Below are 17805 nucleotides of genomic sequence, written 5' to 3'. Positions count from 1 at the left end.
TCGTCCGGATCGGAGAAGCCCGGCAGCTCGCCGGGGCAATGGAGGCGCCCCGCGCGGGCGGCACGGTGATGTTCGAGGCGGTCGTCAACTTCGCTGCTGGCACAGCGGTGCGGACCGGCGTGCAATCGATCCGGCGTACCAACCTGCACAGACACCCCGGGGTCGTCGAAATCGCCTATGCGCTGCGTGGCGGTCTACATGTCCAGGTCAGTTGCGAGACCTTCGAACTGGAACCCGGCGACTTTGCGGTCATCAACGCCGGCGATCCGCACATTCTGAGCGGATCGGCCGACAACGTGACCGCGCTGGTGCATATCGATCTCGCACAGTTCGACGCTGTGGATCCGTTTGTCCAACAGATCATCTTCGCCTGCGAATCGTTCGATCTTCCGCGCTACCGTCGCCAAGAGGCGTTGATGCGGGGCATGCTGCTCGATCTCATCGGGGGCGGGACGGAATCTGCCGGTATCGATCCGGAGCGGACCCGCGCCGTGGCCGATGAGCTGGTGCGGCTGCTCTGCACCGGTTACTCGCTGGAGAATTACTACAACCGCGAGACCGCGCCCCGGTCGGGGCAGCGCGAAAAGTTCCTCACCATCCTCGGTTTCGTTCGTGACAACGTGGACCGCCGCGACGTCCTGGAACTGACGGCCGCGGCGCTGCATTACTCGAAATCGTATGTGTCGCATCTGGTCAAAGACGTCGCGGCGGTCAGCTTCAGTGATCTGCTCGGGTTTCTTCGGGTGTCGCGAGCAGAGCTGCTTCTACTGACCACCGACCTCACCATGCTGGAGATCGCCGCGGCGTGTGGGTTCTCCGACGTCAAGTACTTCACCCGGACATTCGTGGACTGGTTTCACAAGTCCCCGATGGAGTACCGAAAGCACTGCGTGCCAGAGGTCTTGCGGGATAGTGAGACTGGCGAGGTGTCCGTCGCTTCGGCGGCGGCACTCGTCCAGGACCATCGCAGGCAGGTCGCTTCCCCGGCAGAACGCCCGCGGTTGAGCGTCACGCCGCTGCTGCTGAAGAACATCGGCTCTCGGCTGGATCTGTTCGATGCAGTCCGTTCCCACCGGCAGGACTTGATTCCCAGTCGCCCACTACCTGCCGACCCGCCGAACGGTCTGCCTCACCTGGTGCCGATCAGAATCGACATGTCGGATCTGGAAGACGGCCATCTGGTCAACGGTCTTCCGTCGTTCGAACAGATCCATGCCACCGCGTGCCTGGTCTTGGGATTCTCGAGCAAAGCCGCCACGCTGGCCCTCGTCGATGCATTGGCGAAACAACTGCCTGATACGCGGCAAGCCCCGATCTGGTTGACCTATGGCGCCGTTCACGACCGGGGCAGCGTCGACGACGTTCTTGCCCACGCAGAGGCCGAGCACGGCCTGCAGGTTCAGGCGATCTTCATTCCCTGACCTCAGCCCCCGGTCACCGCGGCGTAGGTGGCCGCGAAGCCCTTGGTCTGCTCGTCGCTGAGTGCGGGCCACTGCTTCACGCGGTTGAGCGTCGACTGCGGCGGATTGATCAGTGGGTTGGCGGCGGCACCAGGGTCGACCTTGTTGAGGTCGTCGGTCATCTCCGTCAGAACCGGGATGTACCGGGTGAAGGCGACGAGCTTCGCGTAGTTGGGCCTGTCGTACACATAGTCGATCCAGGCTTCAGCGGCCGCCTGGTTCTCCGCGGTATACGGGATCACCATGCTTTGCAGCGTCAATGTTCCGCCAGAATCCGGGATGATGAACTTCAGGTCGGGGTTGTCCTTCTGCAGCTGCACGATATCGCCCGAATACGCCTGTGCGACAACGATGTTGCCCGCAGCGAGGTCGCTGGCATAGTCGTTCCCGGTGAATCGCCGGATCTGCCCCCTGTCCTTCTGTTCGCGGACCAGGTCGGTGGCCTTCTGAACGGATTCACTGGTCGGATTCTCGGGGGAGTTGCCCTGGGACAGCATGACCATTCCGAGCCCGTCCTGTACGTCGGACAGCATGCTGATCTTGCCCTTGAACGCCGGGTCCCAGAGGTCGTCGATCTTGGCGATGTCCCGGCCGGTCGCGGCCCGGTTGTACGCGATCCCGACCATGCCGGACATGTAGGGCGCGGTGAACTTGCGGCCGGGGTCGATACTGGCGTTGAGAAGGCCGGGCTGGAGGTTCTTCTTGTTGGGCCAGCGCGACTCCCGGATGTCGTTGAGCCAGCCCAGCCGGTGCAGACGTGCGGCAATGGTCTCCGAAGGGATCACCAGATCGCAGCCGATGGACTGGCGCTGAGACAGGGGTTCCCGAAACTTGGAAAACCACTCCTCGTCGTCGTTGTAGTCCTCGCGGTAATCGACCGTCAGACCCGACGCCTGCTGGAATCGGGCGACAAAGCCGTCGGCGATATACAGCGGCCAGTTGGACACGCGCAACACCCCGGTGGCCGGCGCGCCGTCATCTGCGGAAACGGTTGCCGATGTGGAGCCTGGACCGGCGTCCGATCCGCATGCCGCCAGCAGCGACGGACCCACCACGGCGGCCGCGGCCACTGCCGCACCGCCCCCGAGGAAGCGTCGGCGATTGAAATGGATCGTCGCCGCCGGTGCCGAGAGTCCCTGACTGCCTTCGTTGAACATGGCATTGGACGCTAGGCCAGGTCAGACCACCCGGAACATGCCGATGACGCTGACCCGACAGGACGATTGCGCCGAGTCGCGTATTACGACGTGAGCAAGGCCGCCTTATCCGCCTCGTCCCGCATCCGCGGGTACGTCGGGTACTCGATCCCCGACAGGTACTGCACGGTCCGCACGACCTGGGACGAGTAACCGAATTCGTTGTCGTACCAGACGTAGAGGATCACGTTCTCGCCGTCGACGATCGTCGCGTTGGCGTCGATGATGCTCGCCGCGCGTGAGCCGATGAAGTCGCTGGACACGGCGTCGGTTGCCGCGGTGTAGTCGAGGTTGCGGCTCAACGGTCCCGACAGCGAGGCCTGGCGCAGGTACTCCAGGGCCTCTTCCTTGGTGGTCGGCCGGTGCAGCTGCAGGTTCAGGATCGCCACCGACACATCCGGGGTGGGAACGCGGATCGAGCTGCCGCTGATCTTGGCCTTCAGGTCCGGCATGGCCTTGGCGACCGCGGAGGCGGCACCGGTCTCGGTGAGCACCAGGTTGAACGGCGCGGACCGGCCGCGTCGGTCGGCCTTGTGGTAGTTGTCCAGCAGATTCTGGTCGTTGGTGAACGAGTGCACGGTCTCGACGTGACAGCGCTCGATGCCGTACTCGTCGTCCATCGCCTTCAGCGGCGGCACGATCGCGTTGGTGGTGCAGGACGCGCACGAGAAGATCTGCTGCTCGAGATCGAGCGTGCGGTGGTTGACCCCGTGCACGATGTTAGGCACGTCGCCCTTGCCCGGCGCGGTCAGCAGGACCTTGGAGATGCCGGGACGCAGATGCTTGGACAGGCCTTCGCGGTCACGCCACTTACCGGTGTTGTCGATCAGGATCGCGTTGTTGATCCCGTACTCGGTGTAGTCGACGGTCGACGGGTCGTTGCTGTGGATGAACTTGATGACGTTGCCGTTGGCGATGAGGCAGTTGTTCTCGGTGTCGACCTTGATCGAGCCGTTGAACTGGCCGTGGACCGAGTCGCGGCGCAGCAACGACGCACGCTTGGCCAGGTCGCCTTCGCCGTTACTGCGGATGACGACGGCCCGCAGGTTCAGGCCGTTTCCGGAACCGGCCTTCTCGATGAGCAGGCGCGCGACCAACCGGCCGATGCGGCCGAACCCGTAGAGCACCACGTCCCGCGGGCCTTGCGGTTCGGGCTTGTTCTCGCCGGTGACCTCGGCGAGCACCTGCGCGGTGAACTCGGGGACCGACAGCCCCGCGTCGCTGCAGCGGTAGGCCATGACCAGCAGCCCCAGGTCGATCTTCGACGGGCCCAGGTCCAGATCGGCCAGGGCCTGTAGGAACGGGAAGGTCTCTTCGACCGACAGCTCGTCGCCGCCGACCTGGCGGGCGAAGCGGTGGGTCCGCAGGATGCTGATCACGGACTTGTTCACCAGCGACCGGCTGTGCAGCAGGACTGTCACGCCCTTGGCCCGGTGCAAGGTGCCGATGATCGGGATCATCGCCTCCGCGAGTGCTTCCTGAGCATTCCAATGGGCGAGTTCTGGCGAGTTCAAATCAAGCGTCCTGTGGGTCGTGCGGGCTGGCCCCTCGGATGAGTTGCGCTTCGATGTTAACGACCGCCAGAACGCGCAATGCGTCGTGGTTGTGTCCTGAGGCCGGTAGTGGCCCAGGTCACAGCAGATTTCTCGCCGGAGCCCAGGGGAACGTCGTCACTCGGTCAGCCTGCTGGGGGCGGCTTGTTGCCAGGAATCGACCAGGATGTCGCGCAGCTCCTGCTCATCTTCGAGCGCGGCCAGCCGGACGCGGACCCACGCCGATGCGGCCTCGTGCTGCGGTACCCAGAACTTGTCCGGCTCCGCGGCGATCAGCTCCTGGCGGTCGAGCCTGGGGCAGCGCACCGCGAAGGACGTCTGGTCGTCCGGGATGGTGACGAACATCTTGCCCGCCACGTCGAAGGTGGGGTGGTGCCAGCGCTCCTTCTCCCTGGTTTCAGGAAGAGACAGCGCGATGCGGCGCACGTCGTTGTCGTCGAGCACGGTGAGCGCCTCCTGCTCAGCCGGGCAGCCGGCCGAGCCAGTCCGAGTTCCCGTCGACGGGGTTGCCGTCGATGACCACCAGCGGCACGCCGGGCTCGGGGAAACCGCGCAGCAGGGGGAGGTTGTTGGCCGCGATGATGCGCGCGTCGTACGGGACCGGAAGCCCCAGCTTGATCATGTCCTGGGCCGACGGTGGCGCCCCGGCGCGATCAGCCAGACCGGCGAGCTGATCGTTGCTCAGATCGGTAGGGCCTTCTTCGTGCGGCTGCTGATCGGCGGAGAAGATCTGCTCGATGAATCGCCAGGTGACGTCACTCGATCGCGAGTGGTCGGCCACGACGAAGGCGGCGTAGATCGCCCGGGTGTCGTACGTGCCACTGGCCGAGTACTTTTCGAGAAAATTGACGAGCCGCAGATTGACGTGCAGCTGGCCGGCCTCGATGCGCCGGCCGATCTCGGCGCCCTGCTCCCGGACCATCTTTCCGCTGTACGGGCACAGCGGATCCAGATAGAGGTCGATCTGTCCCGGTGCCCCGGGGTCGCCGATGGAAAGCACGTCGCCCGCGGGCGACGCGTCGGCCGCGTAAGCCCGCCCGATGCCGGGGCCCCACACCACCAGCGCCGCCAGCAGGCCGAGCATCATCGCGAAGGCGGCCGACCTTCCCGCAGGCCGGTCCGCTGTGGCGGTTCCCATGGTGGCTGTCATGGTGTCCATCATGTCGGACGGGTTCAGGCTCAAGGCGCGAGCCCATTGAGGACGAGATGCATGACGTCATCGGCGACTTCGTCCGGTGATTTCCCGGAATCGATGACGTTGTGCAGCATGGCGGTCATCATGATCGCGCCGAAGATGCTGATCGCGGTGGTTTCGGCATCGGCAAGGCTCCGTAGCGAGCCATCGTCAGCCCCGGTCCGGAGCACCCGGGCGATGGGTTCGTAGAACGCCTCTTGAACGGCCGACGCGAGTTCGGGTAGTCGGATCGCGCGGCCGAGGTCCCCGACCAGCGCCTGGGCGGTTCCGGGGCGGCTCATGGTGTGCGCGACCTGGACCTGGATCACGGCCGCCAAGCGATCTCTGCCCGGTCCGGTGGCATCGGCCGCCGCGGCAACGTCGCGGGCCAGCGCATCGAGGGAATCCCGGAAGAGGAAGGCGAGGATGTCGTCCTTGCCCTTGAAGTAGTAGTACAGCGTTGCCTTCGGGACGCCGGACGCCGTCGCGATGTCCTCGATCTTGGTCTTCTCCAGCCCGCGGGCGGCGATGAGATCGGTCGCGGCATACAGCTTCTCGGCCACCGCAGGGGGCACTGTCCGCCCGGTCTGTCCAGCCACGAGCGCAGTCTACGAGCGGATTGCGCATAGTTTGTACTTTGAGTACAAACTATGAGTTCAAGCTCGGTGTCGATCACATTCAGGGAGAGTCATGCCAGACGCGCGCACAGTCGACATCCTCGTGGTCGGATACGGAGCCGCCGGCGTCTCCGCTGCCCTGGAAGCACGGTCGAAAGGCGCAGACGTGCTGGCCATCGACCGCTTCAACGGTGGCGGCGCCACCCAGGTGTCCGGCGGGATCATCTATGCCGGCGGCGGCACCTGGGTACAGCGTCAGGCCGGGGTAGAGGACACCGCCGATGGGATGTACGCCTACCTGCACGCCGAGATCGGCGATGCCGTGCGTCCGGAAACGCTGCGCCGTTTCGTCGACACCAGCCCGGCGATGATCGACTGGCTCACCGAACACGGCGTGCCGTTCGAAGCCTCAGTGTGTCCGTACAAGACGTCGTACCCGAACAACAAGTACTACCTGTACTACTCGGGCAGTGAGAACTCCGGGCGCTTCCGTGCCATCACCCCGCCGACGCAGCGCGGCCACCGGGCCAAAGGGCCGGGAGCATCCGGCAAGAAGATCTATCAGCCCCTTGCGGCATCGGCCGCCCGGCTCGGCGTTCGCACGCAATTCCATACCCGCGCCGTCGCGCTGTTGACCGACCCCGACGGCCGGGTGATCGGCGTGCGGGCCAGCACCCTCACCGATGCGCCGGCCTGGGTGCGGCGCCGCTATCGTGCGTACGCCGACCTCGCGGTGAAGCCGGGCATCTACTACCCGCCACTACGGGCTGCCATGGAAAAGCTGCTGAACGGTCTGGAGCGTCGATACGCCCGAACCATCGACATTCATGTACGCAAAGCGGTCATCCTCAGCGCGGGCGGGTATATCGCCAATCGCGAGTGGATCGCCGAGCACGCGCCCGGTTACCGCGAGGGACTACAACTGGGCACCAGCGCAGATGACGGCAGCGGAATCACTTTGGCTGCCGATGTCGGTGCCGCCGTCGATCGCATCGACAACGTCTCGGCATGGCGGTTCATCACTCCACCGAGCGCGTTCCTTGGCGCACTGGTCGTCAACCAGCACGGACAACGATTCATCGACGAGACCCGTTACGGCGCGGCTGTCGGCCACGCGATGATTCAGGACCACGGGGGCCGGGGCTGGATCCTGGCCGACCACCGATTGCTCACAGAGGCGCGAGCCCAACTTCCCAAGCAGGCCATCTGGTTTCAGCGTCTGCAGATGGAAGCCATGCTGCGCACGGACCGGGTCGTCGGCGACACGCTCGAGGACGTGGCGGCCAAGGCCGGTGTCGATCCGGCGGGACTGCGGGCGACCGTCGAGGCCCACAACGCCGCGGCCGCGGCCGGGTTGCCAGACCCGATGGGCAAGCCCGCCGAGTTCGTGCGCCCCGTCGAACAGGGCCCTTTCTCGCTGATCTCGATCTCGATCAAACGCAGCCTGATCAACCCGTGCCCGATGTTCACCCTCGGTGGCCTCGTCGTGGACGAACTCACCGGATCGGTGACAACTCCTGGGGGAGAGCCGATTCCCGGCCTTTACGCAGCGGGGCGCACGGCGATCGGAATTTGCGCCAATTCGTATGTCAGCGGGTTGTCGATCGCCGACTGCGTGTTTTCGGGACGCCGGGCCGCCGAGCATGCGGTCGAGCCGTTCGAGTCCCGCCGGGCCGAGCGGTGACGGGTGGGCCGGCGGGTTGCGACTGGCGCATCTCGCGTCGCGCCATTACTTTCCCTGAGGTGATGTCCTCAGCTGCTGGCGCAGTCGCGCGGTTGATCGCTCCTTTCCTGACGGTTGCCTCCGTGGCTGCCGTGGGCCTTGCCTCCCAGCCGGCGCCGGCGGTGCGCCTGGCCGCTGACGGCAACCCGCTCGAGGGGCACTCGTTCTACGTCAATCCCTCGTCGAAGGCGGCGCGCGCCGCGCAAGGCAACCCGAGCCCGGAGTTGCAGCTCATCGCCAACACACCCACGGCGTACTGGATGGACCATGTGTCCAGCCCCGCGGTGGATGCCAAGTACATCGCCGCGGCGCAGGCCGCAGGCACGATGCCGATCCTGGCGCTCTACGCGATCCCGCATCGCGACTGCGGGAGCTACGCCGCGGGTGGGTTCGGCTCGGGTGACGCCTACAAGGGCTGGATTGACGGCGTCGCCGCCGCGATCGGCAGCGGGCCGGCCGCGGTCATCCTCGAGCCCGATGCCCTCGCCATGGCCGACTGCCTGTCGGGTGATCAGCGCGAGGAGCGCTACAACCTGATGAGCTACGCCGTCGACACGCTCACCCGCAACCCGGGCACCGCGGTGTACGTCGACGCGGGCCACTCCCGTTGGGTGGCCGCTGACGAGATGGCCAACCGGCTCAACCGGGTCGGCGTGGCCAAGGCCCGCGGATTCAGCCTCAACACCGCCAACTTCTTCACCACCGAGGAGGAGGTCGGTTACGGCGACGCCATCTCCGGCATGACCGGCGGCAAGCCCTACGTGATCGACACGTCACGCAACGGCGCCGGACCCGCCGAGGGCGAGATGTACTGGTGCAACCCCAGCGGGCGGGCACTCGGCGCGGCGCCGACGACGGCGACCGGACACGGCAACGTCGACGCGTTCCTGTGGGTGAAGCGTCCCGGTGAGTCCGACGGCGCGTGCGGCGACGGCGAGGCGTCCGCGGGCACCTTCGTCAGCCAGTACGCCATCGACCTCACCCGCAACGCGGGCCGGTAGGGCTACTGCGGCGGCGGAGCCGTCGCACACTCGGCGAGCATCGGCGGTGAGAAGGTCACCGAGCCGACGCCGCCCAGCGTCATCCCGTTGTCGGCAAGCGTCGTCGTCGTCGTGTAGCGGCAGGTCTGATTCACCGTCAGCCCGGTGAGGAACTCGACGTCGTAGGTGTAGAGGAACGACCGCACAAGCTGATTCGGATCCCAGGGCACATCGAGTGCGAATCCGAGCGAAGACCCGGACAGGGCATTGAGCAGCCGGGGTCCGACCTCACCGATGCCCGGCGTCAGATAGAACGGCGTGCCGTCGAGCTTGTTGCCGGACACGCTGATGCTTCTGATGCGATAGCCGGTGGTGCCGGCCGGGACAAGTGGGCCGCGTCTGATGTTCGTGCTGAACAAGATTGAGTAGTTCGTGCCGCCCACGATCGCCGTGGTGCTGAAACTGGTCGAGGTGAACTCCTGCGGCAGCTGAGCCGCGCAATTGCCGACTTTGCCGGACGGGTCACCGCATTCGGGCGGTGCGGCCATGGCAACAGGCGCGACCACCGCGGCTCCGACGACGGGCACCGTCAAGGCGGCACCGCGGATGAACGTGCGGCGGGAGAACGCGCTCCCTGATTGATTCGTCATTGGTCTTCCTCCTTTTCGCTCGTGCTTTTCATCGGCATTCGAACCTACAAGGGTGACCTGCGGTTTGGCGGAGAATGCCAACCACCGTTGAGATTGCGTCCAGGGCCGCAGCCGGCCCGAGATTGCGACCTTCTCTGCAATCTCAACCGCGCTCACCCTTATTTTGTGGACTTGCTGGTCCATTTTTATCGGTGCATGCTCGCGGAGGTATCAGCGTATGACGGGAGGTATGCAGTGAAACTCGGCGAATTCGGTGTCTGGCAGCCGGCCTATGCGACGACACCGGAAATGGCGAAACGGATCGAGGATCTGGGCTACACGGCGTTGTGGCTGGGCGGCCCACAGCCCGACTTGGCGGAGATCGATGGAATTCTCGCTGCCACAGATCATTTGGTGGTGGCCAGCAGCATCTACAACATCTACCGGGGTGAACCCGCGACACTGGCCGCGGCGTATCGACGCATCGAGCGGGCGTACCCGGACCGCCTGCTGCTGGGCCTCGGTGTGGGGCACCCGGAACAGGTGGGCAACTATCGCACCCCGATGGCGGCCCTGAATGAATTCCTCGACGGTCTCGATGCGCACGGGGTTCCGCGTGAGAAGAGGCTGCTGGCCGCACTCGGGCCGAAGATGCTCGCACTGGCTGTCGAGCGTGCGGCCGGATCAGTGCCCTACCTGGTCACACCCGAGCACACTCGCCGGGCCCGGGAGGCGCTCGGTCCGCGCGGGATTCTGACGCCGGAACAGAAGGTGGTCGTCGAGCCCGACGTGAACCGGGCCCGGGCGTTGGCCCGGCCGCGGATCAAACACCCGTACCTCGGATTGGTGAACTACACCAACAACTTACGGCGGCTCGGGTTCACCGACGACGATCTGGCCGGTGACGGCAGCGACCGGTTGATCGACCAACTCGCCGTCAACGGCGACGCGGCGACGGTCGCGCGCGGGATTCGTGCGCACCTGAGTGCCGGCGCGAATCACGTGCAGATTCAGGTGATCGGCGAGCATTCGGCGCCGCACCCGCAGATGCCGGAGGTGCTGCTGCAGGTCTACGACGAGGCGGCGTTCGGGTTCTACGAGTCCCTGGCCGAGGCGTTGACAATCACGCCGTGACTTCGGGGCACTACGGCGCCGAACCGGCTCCCTGCCACACCGTGTCGAACGGTGCATTGCCGCCGATCCGGTTGACGATGCCGGCCGTGGTGAACTCCTTGGCCAGTTTCACCGCATCCCGGACGCTGGATCCCTTGGCCAGGCCGGCCGTGATGGCCGCTGCCAGCGTGCATCCTGCGCCGGCGACCCGCGCCTGACCGACTTTCGGTGCGCGCAGGACCTCGGTGTCGGTGCCGTCGAACAGGACGTCGACCGCGTCCTCGCCGGGGAACTCGACCCCACCCTTCACCAGCACATACGAGGGTCCGAGGTCGGCGATGCGCCGGGCCGCTTCGATCAGATCGTCGATCGTGGCGATGGTGTCCATCCCGGAAAGGGTGCGGGCCTCGAAAAGATTGGGGGTGGTGACCGTGGCCAGCGGCAGGATCTGCCGGCGCAGGGCGGTGTCGGTGTCGAGCGCGGCGCCGGGTTCCTGGCCTTTGCAGATCAGCACGGGGTCGACCACGATGTGCCGCCACGGTTGGCGGGCGAGGGCGTCAGCGACGACGTCAATGGTGGCCGGGGTGCCGAGCATGCCGATCTTGACGACGTCGAGGCTGTAGGCCGAGGTCGCCGCCTCGATCTGGTCGGCGATGACCTGCGGGTCCACCGGGACGAATCGGTGGCCCCAATTCGCTTTGGGGTCGAACGACACGATGCAGGTCACGGTGCCCACGCCGTAGGTGCCGAATTGCTGAAAGGTGCGCAGGTCGGCCTGGAGCCCGGCGCCACCGGTTGCTTCGGAACCGGCAATGACATACGAGAGATCGACCACGTGGGCGAGCGTACGCCTGTGCCGTTCATCGCCCACCGCGACCTCGGCGGATACTGGTGGGCGTTGCCGTTCTCTTCAGAGATGAGAGGTCAATGCCCCGTTCTCGTGCCTTCGCCCAGGTCGACGTGTTCTCCCGCACGCCGTATCTGGGCAATCCGGTCGCGGTCGTGCTCGATGGCGACGGCCTCGACGACGTTGCGATGCAACGACTTGCCCGTTGGACCAACCTGTCCGAGACGACGTTCGTCCTACCGCCGACCAGCTCGGAGGCCGACTATCGTCTGCGCATCTTCACTCCGGACAGCGAGCTGCCGTTCGCCGGGCATCCGACGCTCGGCTCGGCACGTGCCTGGCTCGGACACGGCGGACAACCACGGCATGAGGGACATGTCGTGCAGGAGTGCGGTGCCGGACTCGTCCAGATCCGGCAACGAGACGCTGAGCTATATTTCCAGGCGCCACCGACGCTGCGGTCCGGACTGCTCGACGACGCGTATCTGGATGCGATCGCCGATGCCTTCGGGTTGACCCGGACGGACGTCGTCGCGCACCAGTGGGTGGACAACGGTCCCGGTTGGGCCGTACTGGTGCTGAGCAGCGCGCAGCAGGTACTCGAACTGGAACCCGACCTGTCCCGGATTCCCACGGCCATGGTCGGTTTCGTCGGCCCGTATCCGGCCGGATCGGCGCACGATTACGAGATGCGGACGTTCGCACCAGGAGTGGGTGTCCCGGAGGATCCGGTGTGCGGCAGCATGAATGCCTCGGTGGGGCAGTGGCTGACGAGTACCGGCGCAGCGCCTGCGAGCTACCGGGTTTCCCAAGGCGCACGGCTCGGCCGGGCCGGTGAGATCAGTGTGGTGTCGGAATCCGACGGCTCGGTCTGGGTCGGTGGCGTCGTCACCACGTGTTTCGAAGGTGTCGCCAACCTCTGAGCCGTCCGGGTTTTGGCAATTCGAGATTTTTTCGAAAGCGCGGTCGGGTGATCGCTTGTTATGTTGCGATTTTGGCCGGTTGCTGGAATCTGACCATGCGCGCCGGCGCGCCGTCCGAACGGTGAGCCAATTCCGTTGTCGTGCTGAGGTTTAGCGTAGATCGCGAATGCCAAGAACGAAGTTCGCCGCACTTGGCAGCGGGTGTGATCGTTAGCTGATAGCGTCGGGCCTATGAAGCTCGTGCAAAGTATGGCCACAGCCGTGGCTGCACTGGCGGTCCTTGGCGCCGCAGCGTGCAGCAACACGGCGACCGACCAGGCTCCGACCACCAGCTCCGTGCCGGCCAAGACGTCGGCCGGCAATCCTGCCCCGGCCAAATCGCCGGGCGCGCCCACGCAACCGATGATGCCGAACCCCAACGGCGACGGCTCGATGGTGCCGTGTGAGGGCACGATCTGCACCAACCCGAATCATGGTGCCGGTGATGATCCGGAGGAGAACGGTGGTGCGGTGATGCCGAACCCGAATGGTGACGGTTCGGATGTGCCGTGTGAGGGCAGCATCTGCACCAATCCGAATCATGGTGCCGGTGATGATCCGGAGGAGAACGGTGGTGCGGTGATGCCGAACCCGAATGGTGATGGTTCGGATGTGCCCTGCGAAGGCAGCATCTGCACCAACCCGAACCACGGTGCCGGTGACGACGGGCAGTAGCTGGTCTGACCCGGTGCCTCACCTGCCCGGAAGGGTACGCATCGCCTGGAGGGCGATACCGGGGACAGTCCTCGCCAGGTCGGGGCGCCGCTTGCCGAAGGCTCGCAGGGTTCGGTAGAACGACCAGAGTTGCGGCGGGCTCGGGATTTTCGGCACCCAGGCCAGCTCCCAGTGGATGCCGTTGATCGGATCGTCGAAGAACACCGCGTAGTAGCCGGGCCAATACTGTGGGTAGTCTGTCGGTTCATCGGTGACGGTGATGCCGCGGGGAATCAGGAACTCGCGGTGAAAGCGGTCCACTTCCTTGCGGTTTCGGGCCCACAACGCGACGTGATTGATACCGGCGGCCTGATCGGCGTGGGTCAGTTTGTTCCCGGTGCGGGCCGGCTGGATGCCGATGTAGCTGTGCGGGTTGACGAAACGTGTCATGTAATAGATGGACTGGTACTCCATGTCCAGCGACGAGAAGCTGCTGAACCCCAGCCAACCGAACATCGCGTCGTAGAACGCGATCGATTCGTCGTAATCCAACACCGCGAACTCGACATGACTCACGCCGCGCCACCGCATCGTGCCCCCTAGGAGTCGTCTACTACGGAATGTAGTACTGGTAAGCGGTGTTGTGAAGACCCAGGTTCAGTGCGCGCCCGAGGCGCCACGGGTTGCTCGTCGGCGCGCGGCATCGTGCGCGTTGTTGAGCAGGCTGACGGCCAGCCCTTCGGTGAGTGCGCCCGGGTTGATGATCGCGATCCAACCCTGCGTGCGATAGACCGGGTGCGGAAGGACGGTGTCGACGGCGGTGAAGTCGACACCGGCCGGTTCGAGCCGCGGATCAGTGCCGAGGAGTTCGATGAAGGCGCTGCGGCCGACATGAATGTTCAGCCGCCATCGCCCCAGTTGGTCGAGGTCGCAGGAGGCGTCGCCGGGATAGTTTTTCGTGACGATCGTGGCGTAGGGCTGTTCACGTTGGGGCACTTGGCCATCGGGTGCGTAGTAGAAGAAGTGGTCGCCCCAGGCGATCTCCGGGTACGCGCTGCCCGCGGTCGGGGCCAGTTCGAATACTCCCTCGAAGCGGCGGATCGTCTCCAGTATCTGCTCCATACTCATGGTTGAAGTGTGGAGTTGAAGTGCTTATGGAGGGTTGGATGCTGACCGTATCGGCGGTGGCAGCCGAGACGGGATACTCGGTCCAGCAGATTCGCGATCTGGAACGTCTCGGTGTCATCGCTTCCGCAGCCCGCGCCGCAAATGGATACCGGCAGTTCCCGACGGCCGCGGTTCGCGAGCTACGTGCCTACCGCGATCTGGCCCACGCCGTGGGGCCGGTCGAGGCCCGTCGGACAATGCGCACGATCCGCACGCTGCCGCCAGGGGAGGCGGCAGCTCAGGTGTGTTCCTTGCACGCCGGGCTGAACCGCGAGCGCGAGCAGGCCCTCGTCGCGCGCCGAGCGCTCGAGGCCATTCAAGACGAGGCCAAGTCGGAAGCCGCCCCGGTGGAATCCGACGCGATGACCATCACCGAACTGTCGCGGGCGCTCGGCGTCCGGGCCTCCACGCTCCGATTCTGGGAGAAGGCAGGCCTGGTGAAGCCGGAGCGGACACTCAAGCAGGCCGGATCGGCCCGGATCTATCCGGTCGAGGCCATCCGCGAGGCGCGCGTCGCGGCAGCTCTGCGCGCCGCCGGCTACCGCATTCCAGATGTTCAGCGGGCGATTGCCGCGATCCGGGACCTCGACGATGTGAGTCGCTCGCTCCAGGCGCTCGACGCGCGGTTGAATTCCATCACCGACCGCACTCTGTCGCTGTTCGGCGCGGCGGCGACGCTGGCTCAGATCATTCGACCCGGATAGTGGGTGGCTGTGGCTGGTGGCGGCGCTGGTCGACTTCAGGCCGACATCTGGCAGAGAAAGTCAGGGCCGCCGGCGTAGACGATCCCGGACGGGTACGGTGCGGACGCGGCGCGCGCGATCGTCGTCGCCAACTCGCGGTCCGACATCACCTCGCCGGACACCACGGTGAAATCGATTCCCCGCCGGTCGAATTCGGAACGCATGGCATACAGCGCGGTCTCGCCGGCGCGCTTGCTGGCGGCGATCGCCGCGTAGCCCTTCGGCACGGCCTTGTTCGGGAAGAAGTGAGCCTGATGGCTGGTGACGAACACGATTTGGCCGCCCACCGGCATCAGCGGCAGGGCCAGCTTGGCCAGGCGGCGCTGAGCATCGCGGTTCAGCCGCATCGCGTAGCCCGGATCGATCCCCGGTTCCAGCCCGGTCGATGCGTTGAGCACCAGGACGTCCAGGCGGCCGAACTCGCGGCCCACCTGGTCGATCATCGCGGCGGCAGCCGCCTCGTCGGAAATGTCGGCACCGAGAGTGGAGGCGCGTCCACCCGCGCGACGGATCGCGTCGACGACGGAGTTGGCGCGGTTGGCCTTCTCGCGGTAGTTGACGACGACGTGGGTGTCCGGACCGGCGAGCTGCTGTGCGACGTCGGCGCCGATTCCCCGCGATGCGCCGGTGACAAGAGCGATCCGGGTGGCTGCAGGCTGCATGTCGGGTTCCTTTCCGTCACTGCCGAGGCGGCCGGTCCGAGTTCGACCTCCAATCACACGGTGGTGTGCCGGTGATCACAACCGCCCTGAGCACCCACGGTACACCAACTCTAAGAAAAATAAGACTCTTCTAAGGTCACGGTAAGGGCAATGTCGTGTCGCAAGTGTGTTGCTGGGCGCCACCGCCTAACCTGGCCTCATGGTCGGCCAACGCGTCCCCGGCGGGGTGGTGCACACGTTGCCCGCCGACTTGCGGGAAGCCCTCGTCGGCAATGCCACGGCACTGGCGGCGTGGAAGGACATCACGCCACTCGCGCGCAACGAGTTCATCTGCTGGGTCGAAGACGCCAAGCAGTCCGCGACGCGCGAGCGGCGGATCCGTCGGACTCAGGAAGAGTTGGAGGAAGGCCAGCGACGGCCGTGCTGCTGGCCCGGGTGCAAGCACCGCGAGCGCACCGGCAAGTAGCCCCGCGCCCTACCGAATCGACAGGCCGGTGATCGCGCGGGAGATCACCAGGCGCTGAATCTCGCTGGTGCCCTCGAAGATCGTGAAGATCTTGGCGTCGCGGTGCATCCGCTCGACCGGGTAATCGCGGGTGTAGCCGTTGCCGCCGAGGATCTGGATGGCCTCGTCGGTCACATAGACCGCGGTCTCACTGGCCACCAGCTTGGCCATCGAACCCTCGGCGTTCTCGAACGGCTGGTTGTTGCGGGCCATCCAGCCGGCCCGCCACACCAGCATCCGGGCCGCGTCGATACGGCTCTTCATGTCGGCGAGCTTGAACGCGACGGCCTGGAATTCGCCGATCTTGCGGCCGAACTGCTCACGCTGACAGGCGTAATCGAGGGCGTACTCGTAGGCGGCGCGGGCCACGCCGACCGCCATGGCGCCGACGCTGGGCCGGGTGCGTTCGAAGGTCTTCATCGCGGCCTGGCCACCGGCCGAGGCCCCGGACTTCACCCGCGCGATACGCTCCTCGAACTTCTCGCGCCCGCCCAGGATCATGTCCTCGGGCAGTCGGACGTTGTCGAGCACCACCTCGGCGGTGTGCGACGCCCGGATGCCGTGCTTCTTGAACTTCTGTCCCTGCGTCAGACCGTGGGTGTCCGGCGGGATGATAAACGTGGCCTGGCCCCGCGAGCCCAGCTCGGGGTAGACCGAGGCGACCACGATGTGGACGTTGGCGATGCCGCCGTTGGTGGCCCAGGTCTTGGTGCCGTTGAGCACCCACTCACGGGTCGCCTCGTCGAAACGGGCGCGGGTGCGGATGGCGCCGACGTCAGACCCGGCGTCGGGTTCCGACGAGCAGAACGCGCCCAGCTTCGGATCGCCCGGGGTGCCGAACATCGGGGGAAGCCATCGGCCGATCTGTTCGGGGGTCCCGTTGCCCGCCAAGGCCGCCGCGGCCAGGCCGGTACCCAGGATCGACAGGGCGATACCGGCGTCGCCCCAGAACAATTCCTCGAAAACGGTGAGCATGCCCAGTCCCGAGGGTTCGCCGGCCTGCTGGGCGAACAGTTCAGGAGAGTAGAGCCCAACCTTGGCGGCCTCCTGGATCACCGGCCACGGGGTTTCTTCGCGTTCGTCCCACTCGGCGGCGGCCGGACGCACCACTTCGGCGGCGAACTGGTGCACCCAATCGCGGACTTCGATGACGTCATCGCTCAGCTGCATGGAGAAGGTCACGGTTGGCTCCTGAAATCGGTTGGAGATCAATTGGTTTGAGAGCGGTGTTGCTTGATCATGCTGACGGTCTGGGTGACCCAGGCCTCGAAGAAACGTTCATGGTCGACGTTGCCCGGCAAGCGGCCGGTCAACGCCTGCAGGGTTGCCGCGTAGGACAAACCGGAGATGGCGACCGCCGCGGCGGCCTCGGGATCGGGGATCTGAAAGCGGCCGGAGCGATTGGACGCCGCCAGCTCATCGGCGAACCGCTGATAGGCGTTGTCGGTGATGACCTGCCACGTCTTCTCGTCGAGCTCGCCGAGTTCGTCGGGCTCGCGCAGCATGACCCGTAGCAGCTCCTCGCTCTGGGTCAGGTTGGTCCAGATCAATTGCCCCGCACTGCGAACCGCCTCTTCGACGGTCTTGGGATTGCCGGCGTCGTACTGCTCGCGGGCACTGACGATGGCATCGATGCGGTGCGAGACCGCGGCCTCGAGCAGTTCTCGTTTCGAGCCGAAGTGCTTGTAGAGCGCGCCCGAGCCCGGCGCCAGGCCGGCGGCCTGCTGGATGTGGGCGACCGACGTCGCGGCGTACCCCTTCGCGGCGAACAGCTTCAATGCTGTGGCCAGGAGTCGGTCCCGTCCCGTCGACATGGTGAG

20 protein-coding genes are annotated in these 17805 nt (G+C 65.8%); 8 read left to right on the top strand and 12 right to left on the bottom strand.

Annotation, left to right across the window (positions count from 1 at the left end; translation table 11 throughout):
- The first annotated feature begins 38 nt into the window (after positions 1–38).
- Positions 39–1421, top strand: a complete 1383-nt coding sequence (locus BN4332_RS18570) for a helix-turn-helix domain-containing protein (protein WP_066900449.1) — start codon at positions 39–41, stop codon at positions 1419–1421.
- Positions 1422–1423: 2 nt separating this feature from the next.
- Here BN4332_RS18570 and BN4332_RS18565 read toward each other — a convergent pair whose 3' ends face one another.
- The 5 genes from BN4332_RS18565 to BN4332_RS18545 all read right to left on the bottom strand — a co-directional run bounded on the left by BN4332_RS18565 (position 1424) and on the right by BN4332_RS18545 (position 5982).
- Entirely contained in the window at positions 1424–2617 is a 1194-nt protein-coding gene (locus BN4332_RS18565; RefSeq protein WP_066900447.1) for a polyamine ABC transporter substrate-binding protein, read from the bottom strand.
- An 83-nt stretch (positions 2618–2700) separates the two neighbouring features.
- A complete protein-coding gene (locus tag BN4332_RS18560) occupies positions 2701–4170 on the bottom strand; it encodes a glyceraldehyde-3-phosphate dehydrogenase (protein WP_066900445.1) in 1470 nt (489 codons plus the stop codon).
- A gap of 156 nt (positions 4171–4326) precedes the next feature.
- Complete coding sequence (locus BN4332_RS18555; RefSeq protein ID WP_066900443.1) at positions 4327–4653, bottom strand: MmcQ/YjbR family DNA-binding protein; 327 nt, start codon at positions 4651–4653, stop codon at positions 4327–4329.
- A gap of 16 nt (positions 4654–4669) precedes the next feature.
- Positions 4670–5296: a DsbA family protein gene (locus BN4332_RS18550; protein ID WP_066900674.1), complete on the bottom strand. Its 627-nt coding sequence runs from the start codon at positions 5294–5296 to the stop codon at positions 4670–4672.
- 92 nt (positions 5297–5388) lie between these two features.
- On the bottom strand, positions 5389–5982 hold the full coding sequence (locus BN4332_RS18545; RefSeq protein WP_074133110.1) for a TetR/AcrR family transcriptional regulator: 594 nt from the start codon (positions 5980–5982) through the stop codon (positions 5389–5391).
- Between the two features lie 91 nt (positions 5983–6073).
- On the opposite strand from BN4332_RS18545, the gene BN4332_RS18540 reads away from it, so the two are divergent.
- Complete coding sequence (locus BN4332_RS18540) at positions 6074–7684, top strand: FAD-binding protein (protein ID WP_066900439.1); 1611 nt, start codon at positions 6074–6076, stop codon at positions 7682–7684.
- A gap of 62 nt (positions 7685–7746) precedes the next feature.
- Positions 7747–8724 carry a glycoside hydrolase family 6 protein gene (locus BN4332_RS18535; protein ID WP_066900672.1) on the top strand — a complete coding sequence of 326 codons (978 nt, stop codon included), beginning with the start codon at positions 7747–7749 and terminating at the stop codon, positions 8722–8724.
- 2 nt (positions 8725–8726) lie between these two features.
- On the opposite strand, the gene BN4332_RS18530 is transcribed toward BN4332_RS18535, so the two are convergent.
- Positions 8727–9353 (bottom strand): hypothetical protein, encoded by a 627-nt coding sequence (locus BN4332_RS18530; protein WP_066900434.1) that lies wholly within the window; start codon positions 9351–9353, stop codon positions 8727–8729.
- Between the two features lie 234 nt (positions 9354–9587).
- Here BN4332_RS18530 and BN4332_RS18525 point away from each other — a divergent pair, with 234 nt between their 5' ends.
- Positions 9588–10466, top strand: coding sequence for an LLM class F420-dependent oxidoreductase (locus BN4332_RS18525; protein WP_074133109.1), 879 nt, complete (start codon positions 9588–9590; stop codon positions 10464–10466).
- A gap of 10 nt (positions 10467–10476) precedes the next feature.
- Here BN4332_RS18525 and thiD read toward each other — a convergent pair whose 3' ends face one another.
- Positions 10477–11280: a bifunctional hydroxymethylpyrimidine kinase/phosphomethylpyrimidine kinase gene (thiD, locus tag BN4332_RS18520; RefSeq protein WP_066900430.1), complete on the bottom strand. Its 804-nt coding sequence runs from the start codon at positions 11278–11280 to the stop codon at positions 10477–10479.
- A 92-nt stretch (positions 11281–11372) separates the two neighbouring features.
- On the opposite strand from thiD, the gene BN4332_RS18515 reads away from it, so the two are divergent.
- Together BN4332_RS18515 and BN4332_RS34465 are read left to right on the top strand one after the other, a co-directional pair.
- Positions 11373–12215, top strand: a complete 843-nt coding sequence (locus BN4332_RS18515) for a PhzF family protein (RefSeq protein WP_066900428.1) — start codon at positions 11373–11375, stop codon at positions 12213–12215.
- A 231-nt stretch (positions 12216–12446) separates the two neighbouring features.
- Entirely contained in the window at positions 12447–12929 is a 483-nt protein-coding gene (locus BN4332_RS34465; RefSeq protein WP_235654136.1) for a hypothetical protein, read from the top strand.
- An 18-nt stretch (positions 12930–12947) separates the two neighbouring features.
- Here BN4332_RS34465 and BN4332_RS18505 read toward each other — a convergent pair whose 3' ends face one another.
- Positions 12948–13499, bottom strand: coding sequence for a VOC family protein (locus BN4332_RS18505; RefSeq protein ID WP_066900426.1), 552 nt, complete (start codon positions 13497–13499; stop codon positions 12948–12950).
- Positions 13500–13565: 66 nt separating this feature from the next.
- A complete protein-coding gene (locus BN4332_RS18500; RefSeq protein ID WP_084459321.1) occupies positions 13566–14036 on the bottom strand; it encodes a DUF6194 family protein in 471 nt (156 codons plus the stop codon).
- 38 nt (positions 14037–14074) lie between these two features.
- On the opposite strand from BN4332_RS18500, the gene BN4332_RS18495 reads away from it, so the two are divergent.
- The gene (locus BN4332_RS18495; RefSeq protein ID WP_200820313.1) at positions 14075–14779 is read left to right on the top strand and encodes a MerR family transcriptional regulator; all 705 of its coding nucleotides are present in this window, start codon (positions 14075–14077) and stop codon (positions 14777–14779) included.
- A 35-nt stretch (positions 14780–14814) separates the two neighbouring features.
- On the opposite strand, the gene BN4332_RS18490 is transcribed toward BN4332_RS18495, so the two are convergent.
- On the bottom strand, positions 14815–15480 hold the full coding sequence (locus tag BN4332_RS18490) for an SDR family oxidoreductase (protein ID WP_066900420.1): 666 nt from the start codon (positions 15478–15480) through the stop codon (positions 14815–14817).
- Between the two features lie 199 nt (positions 15481–15679).
- Between BN4332_RS18490 and BN4332_RS18485 the strand changes: the two genes are divergently transcribed.
- Positions 15680–15946 carry a YdeI/OmpD-associated family protein gene (locus tag BN4332_RS18485; protein ID WP_066900419.1) on the top strand — a complete coding sequence of 89 codons (267 nt, stop codon included), beginning with the start codon at positions 15680–15682 and terminating at the stop codon, positions 15944–15946.
- Positions 15947–15955: 9 nt separating this feature from the next.
- Here BN4332_RS18485 and BN4332_RS18480 read toward each other — a convergent pair whose 3' ends face one another.
- Both BN4332_RS18480 and BN4332_RS18475 read right to left on the bottom strand, forming a co-directional pair.
- Positions 15956–17167 carry an acyl-CoA dehydrogenase family protein gene (locus BN4332_RS18480; protein ID WP_066900417.1) on the bottom strand — a complete coding sequence of 404 codons (1212 nt, stop codon included), beginning with the start codon at positions 17165–17167 and terminating at the stop codon, positions 15956–15958.
- Positions 17168–17193: 26 nt separating this feature from the next.
- Complete coding sequence (locus BN4332_RS18475) at positions 17194–17799, bottom strand: TetR/AcrR family transcriptional regulator (protein WP_066900668.1); 606 nt, start codon at positions 17797–17799, stop codon at positions 17194–17196.
- Between the last annotated feature and the right edge of the window lie 6 nt (positions 17800–17805).

Source organism: Mycolicibacterium houstonense, assembly GCF_900078665.2.
Lineage (GTDB): Bacteria > Actinomycetota > Actinomycetes > Mycobacteriales > Mycobacteriaceae > Mycobacterium > Mycobacterium houstonense.
Note: the sequence above shows the minus strand (reverse complement) of the source record. Positions and strands in the feature narration are given on the sequence as shown.

Coding starts and splice junctions, on each gene's coding strand:
- BN4332_RS18540 (WP_066900439.1), top strand. CDS start 6,074: ATGCCAGACGCGCGCACAGTCGACATCCTCGTGGTCGGATACGGAGCC.
- BN4332_RS18500 (WP_084459321.1), bottom strand. CDS start 14,036: ATGAGTATGGAGCAGATACTGGAGACGATCCGCCGCTTCGAGGGAGTA.
- BN4332_RS18530 (WP_066900434.1), bottom strand. CDS start 9,353: ATGACGAATCAATCAGGGAGCGCGTTCTCCCGCCGCACGTTCATCCGC.
- BN4332_RS18550 (WP_066900674.1), bottom strand. CDS start 5,296: ATGATGCTCGGCCTGCTGGCGGCGCTGGTGGTGTGGGGCCCCGGCATC.
- BN4332_RS18515 (WP_066900428.1), top strand. CDS start 11,373: ATGCCCCGTTCTCGTGCCTTCGCCCAGGTCGACGTGTTCTCCCGCACG.
- BN4332_RS18485 (WP_066900419.1), top strand. CDS start 15,680: ATGGTCGGCCAACGCGTCCCCGGCGGGGTGGTGCACACGTTGCCCGCC.
- BN4332_RS18495 (WP_200820313.1), top strand. CDS start 14,075: ATGCTGACCGTATCGGCGGTGGCAGCCGAGACGGGATACTCGGTCCAG.
- BN4332_RS18535 (WP_066900672.1), top strand. CDS start 7,747: ATGTCCTCAGCTGCTGGCGCAGTCGCGCGGTTGATCGCTCCTTTCCTG.
- BN4332_RS18565 (WP_066900447.1), bottom strand. CDS start 2,617: ATGTTCAACGAAGGCAGTCAGGGACTCTCGGCACCGGCGGCGACGATC.
- BN4332_RS18475 (WP_066900668.1), bottom strand. CDS start 17,799: ATGTCGACGGGACGGGACCGACTCCTGGCCACAGCATTGAAGCTGTTC.
- BN4332_RS18490 (WP_066900420.1), bottom strand. CDS start 15,480: ATGCAGCCTGCAGCCACCCGGATCGCTCTTGTCACCGGCGCATCGCGG.
- BN4332_RS34465 (WP_235654136.1), top strand. CDS start 12,447: ATGAAGCTCGTGCAAAGTATGGCCACAGCCGTGGCTGCACTGGCGGTC.
- BN4332_RS18570 (WP_066900449.1), top strand. CDS start 39: ATGGAGGCGCCCCGCGCGGGCGGCACGGTGATGTTCGAGGCGGTCGTC.
- BN4332_RS18505 (WP_066900426.1), bottom strand. CDS start 13,499: ATGCGGTGGCGCGGCGTGAGTCATGTCGAGTTCGCGGTGTTGGATTAC.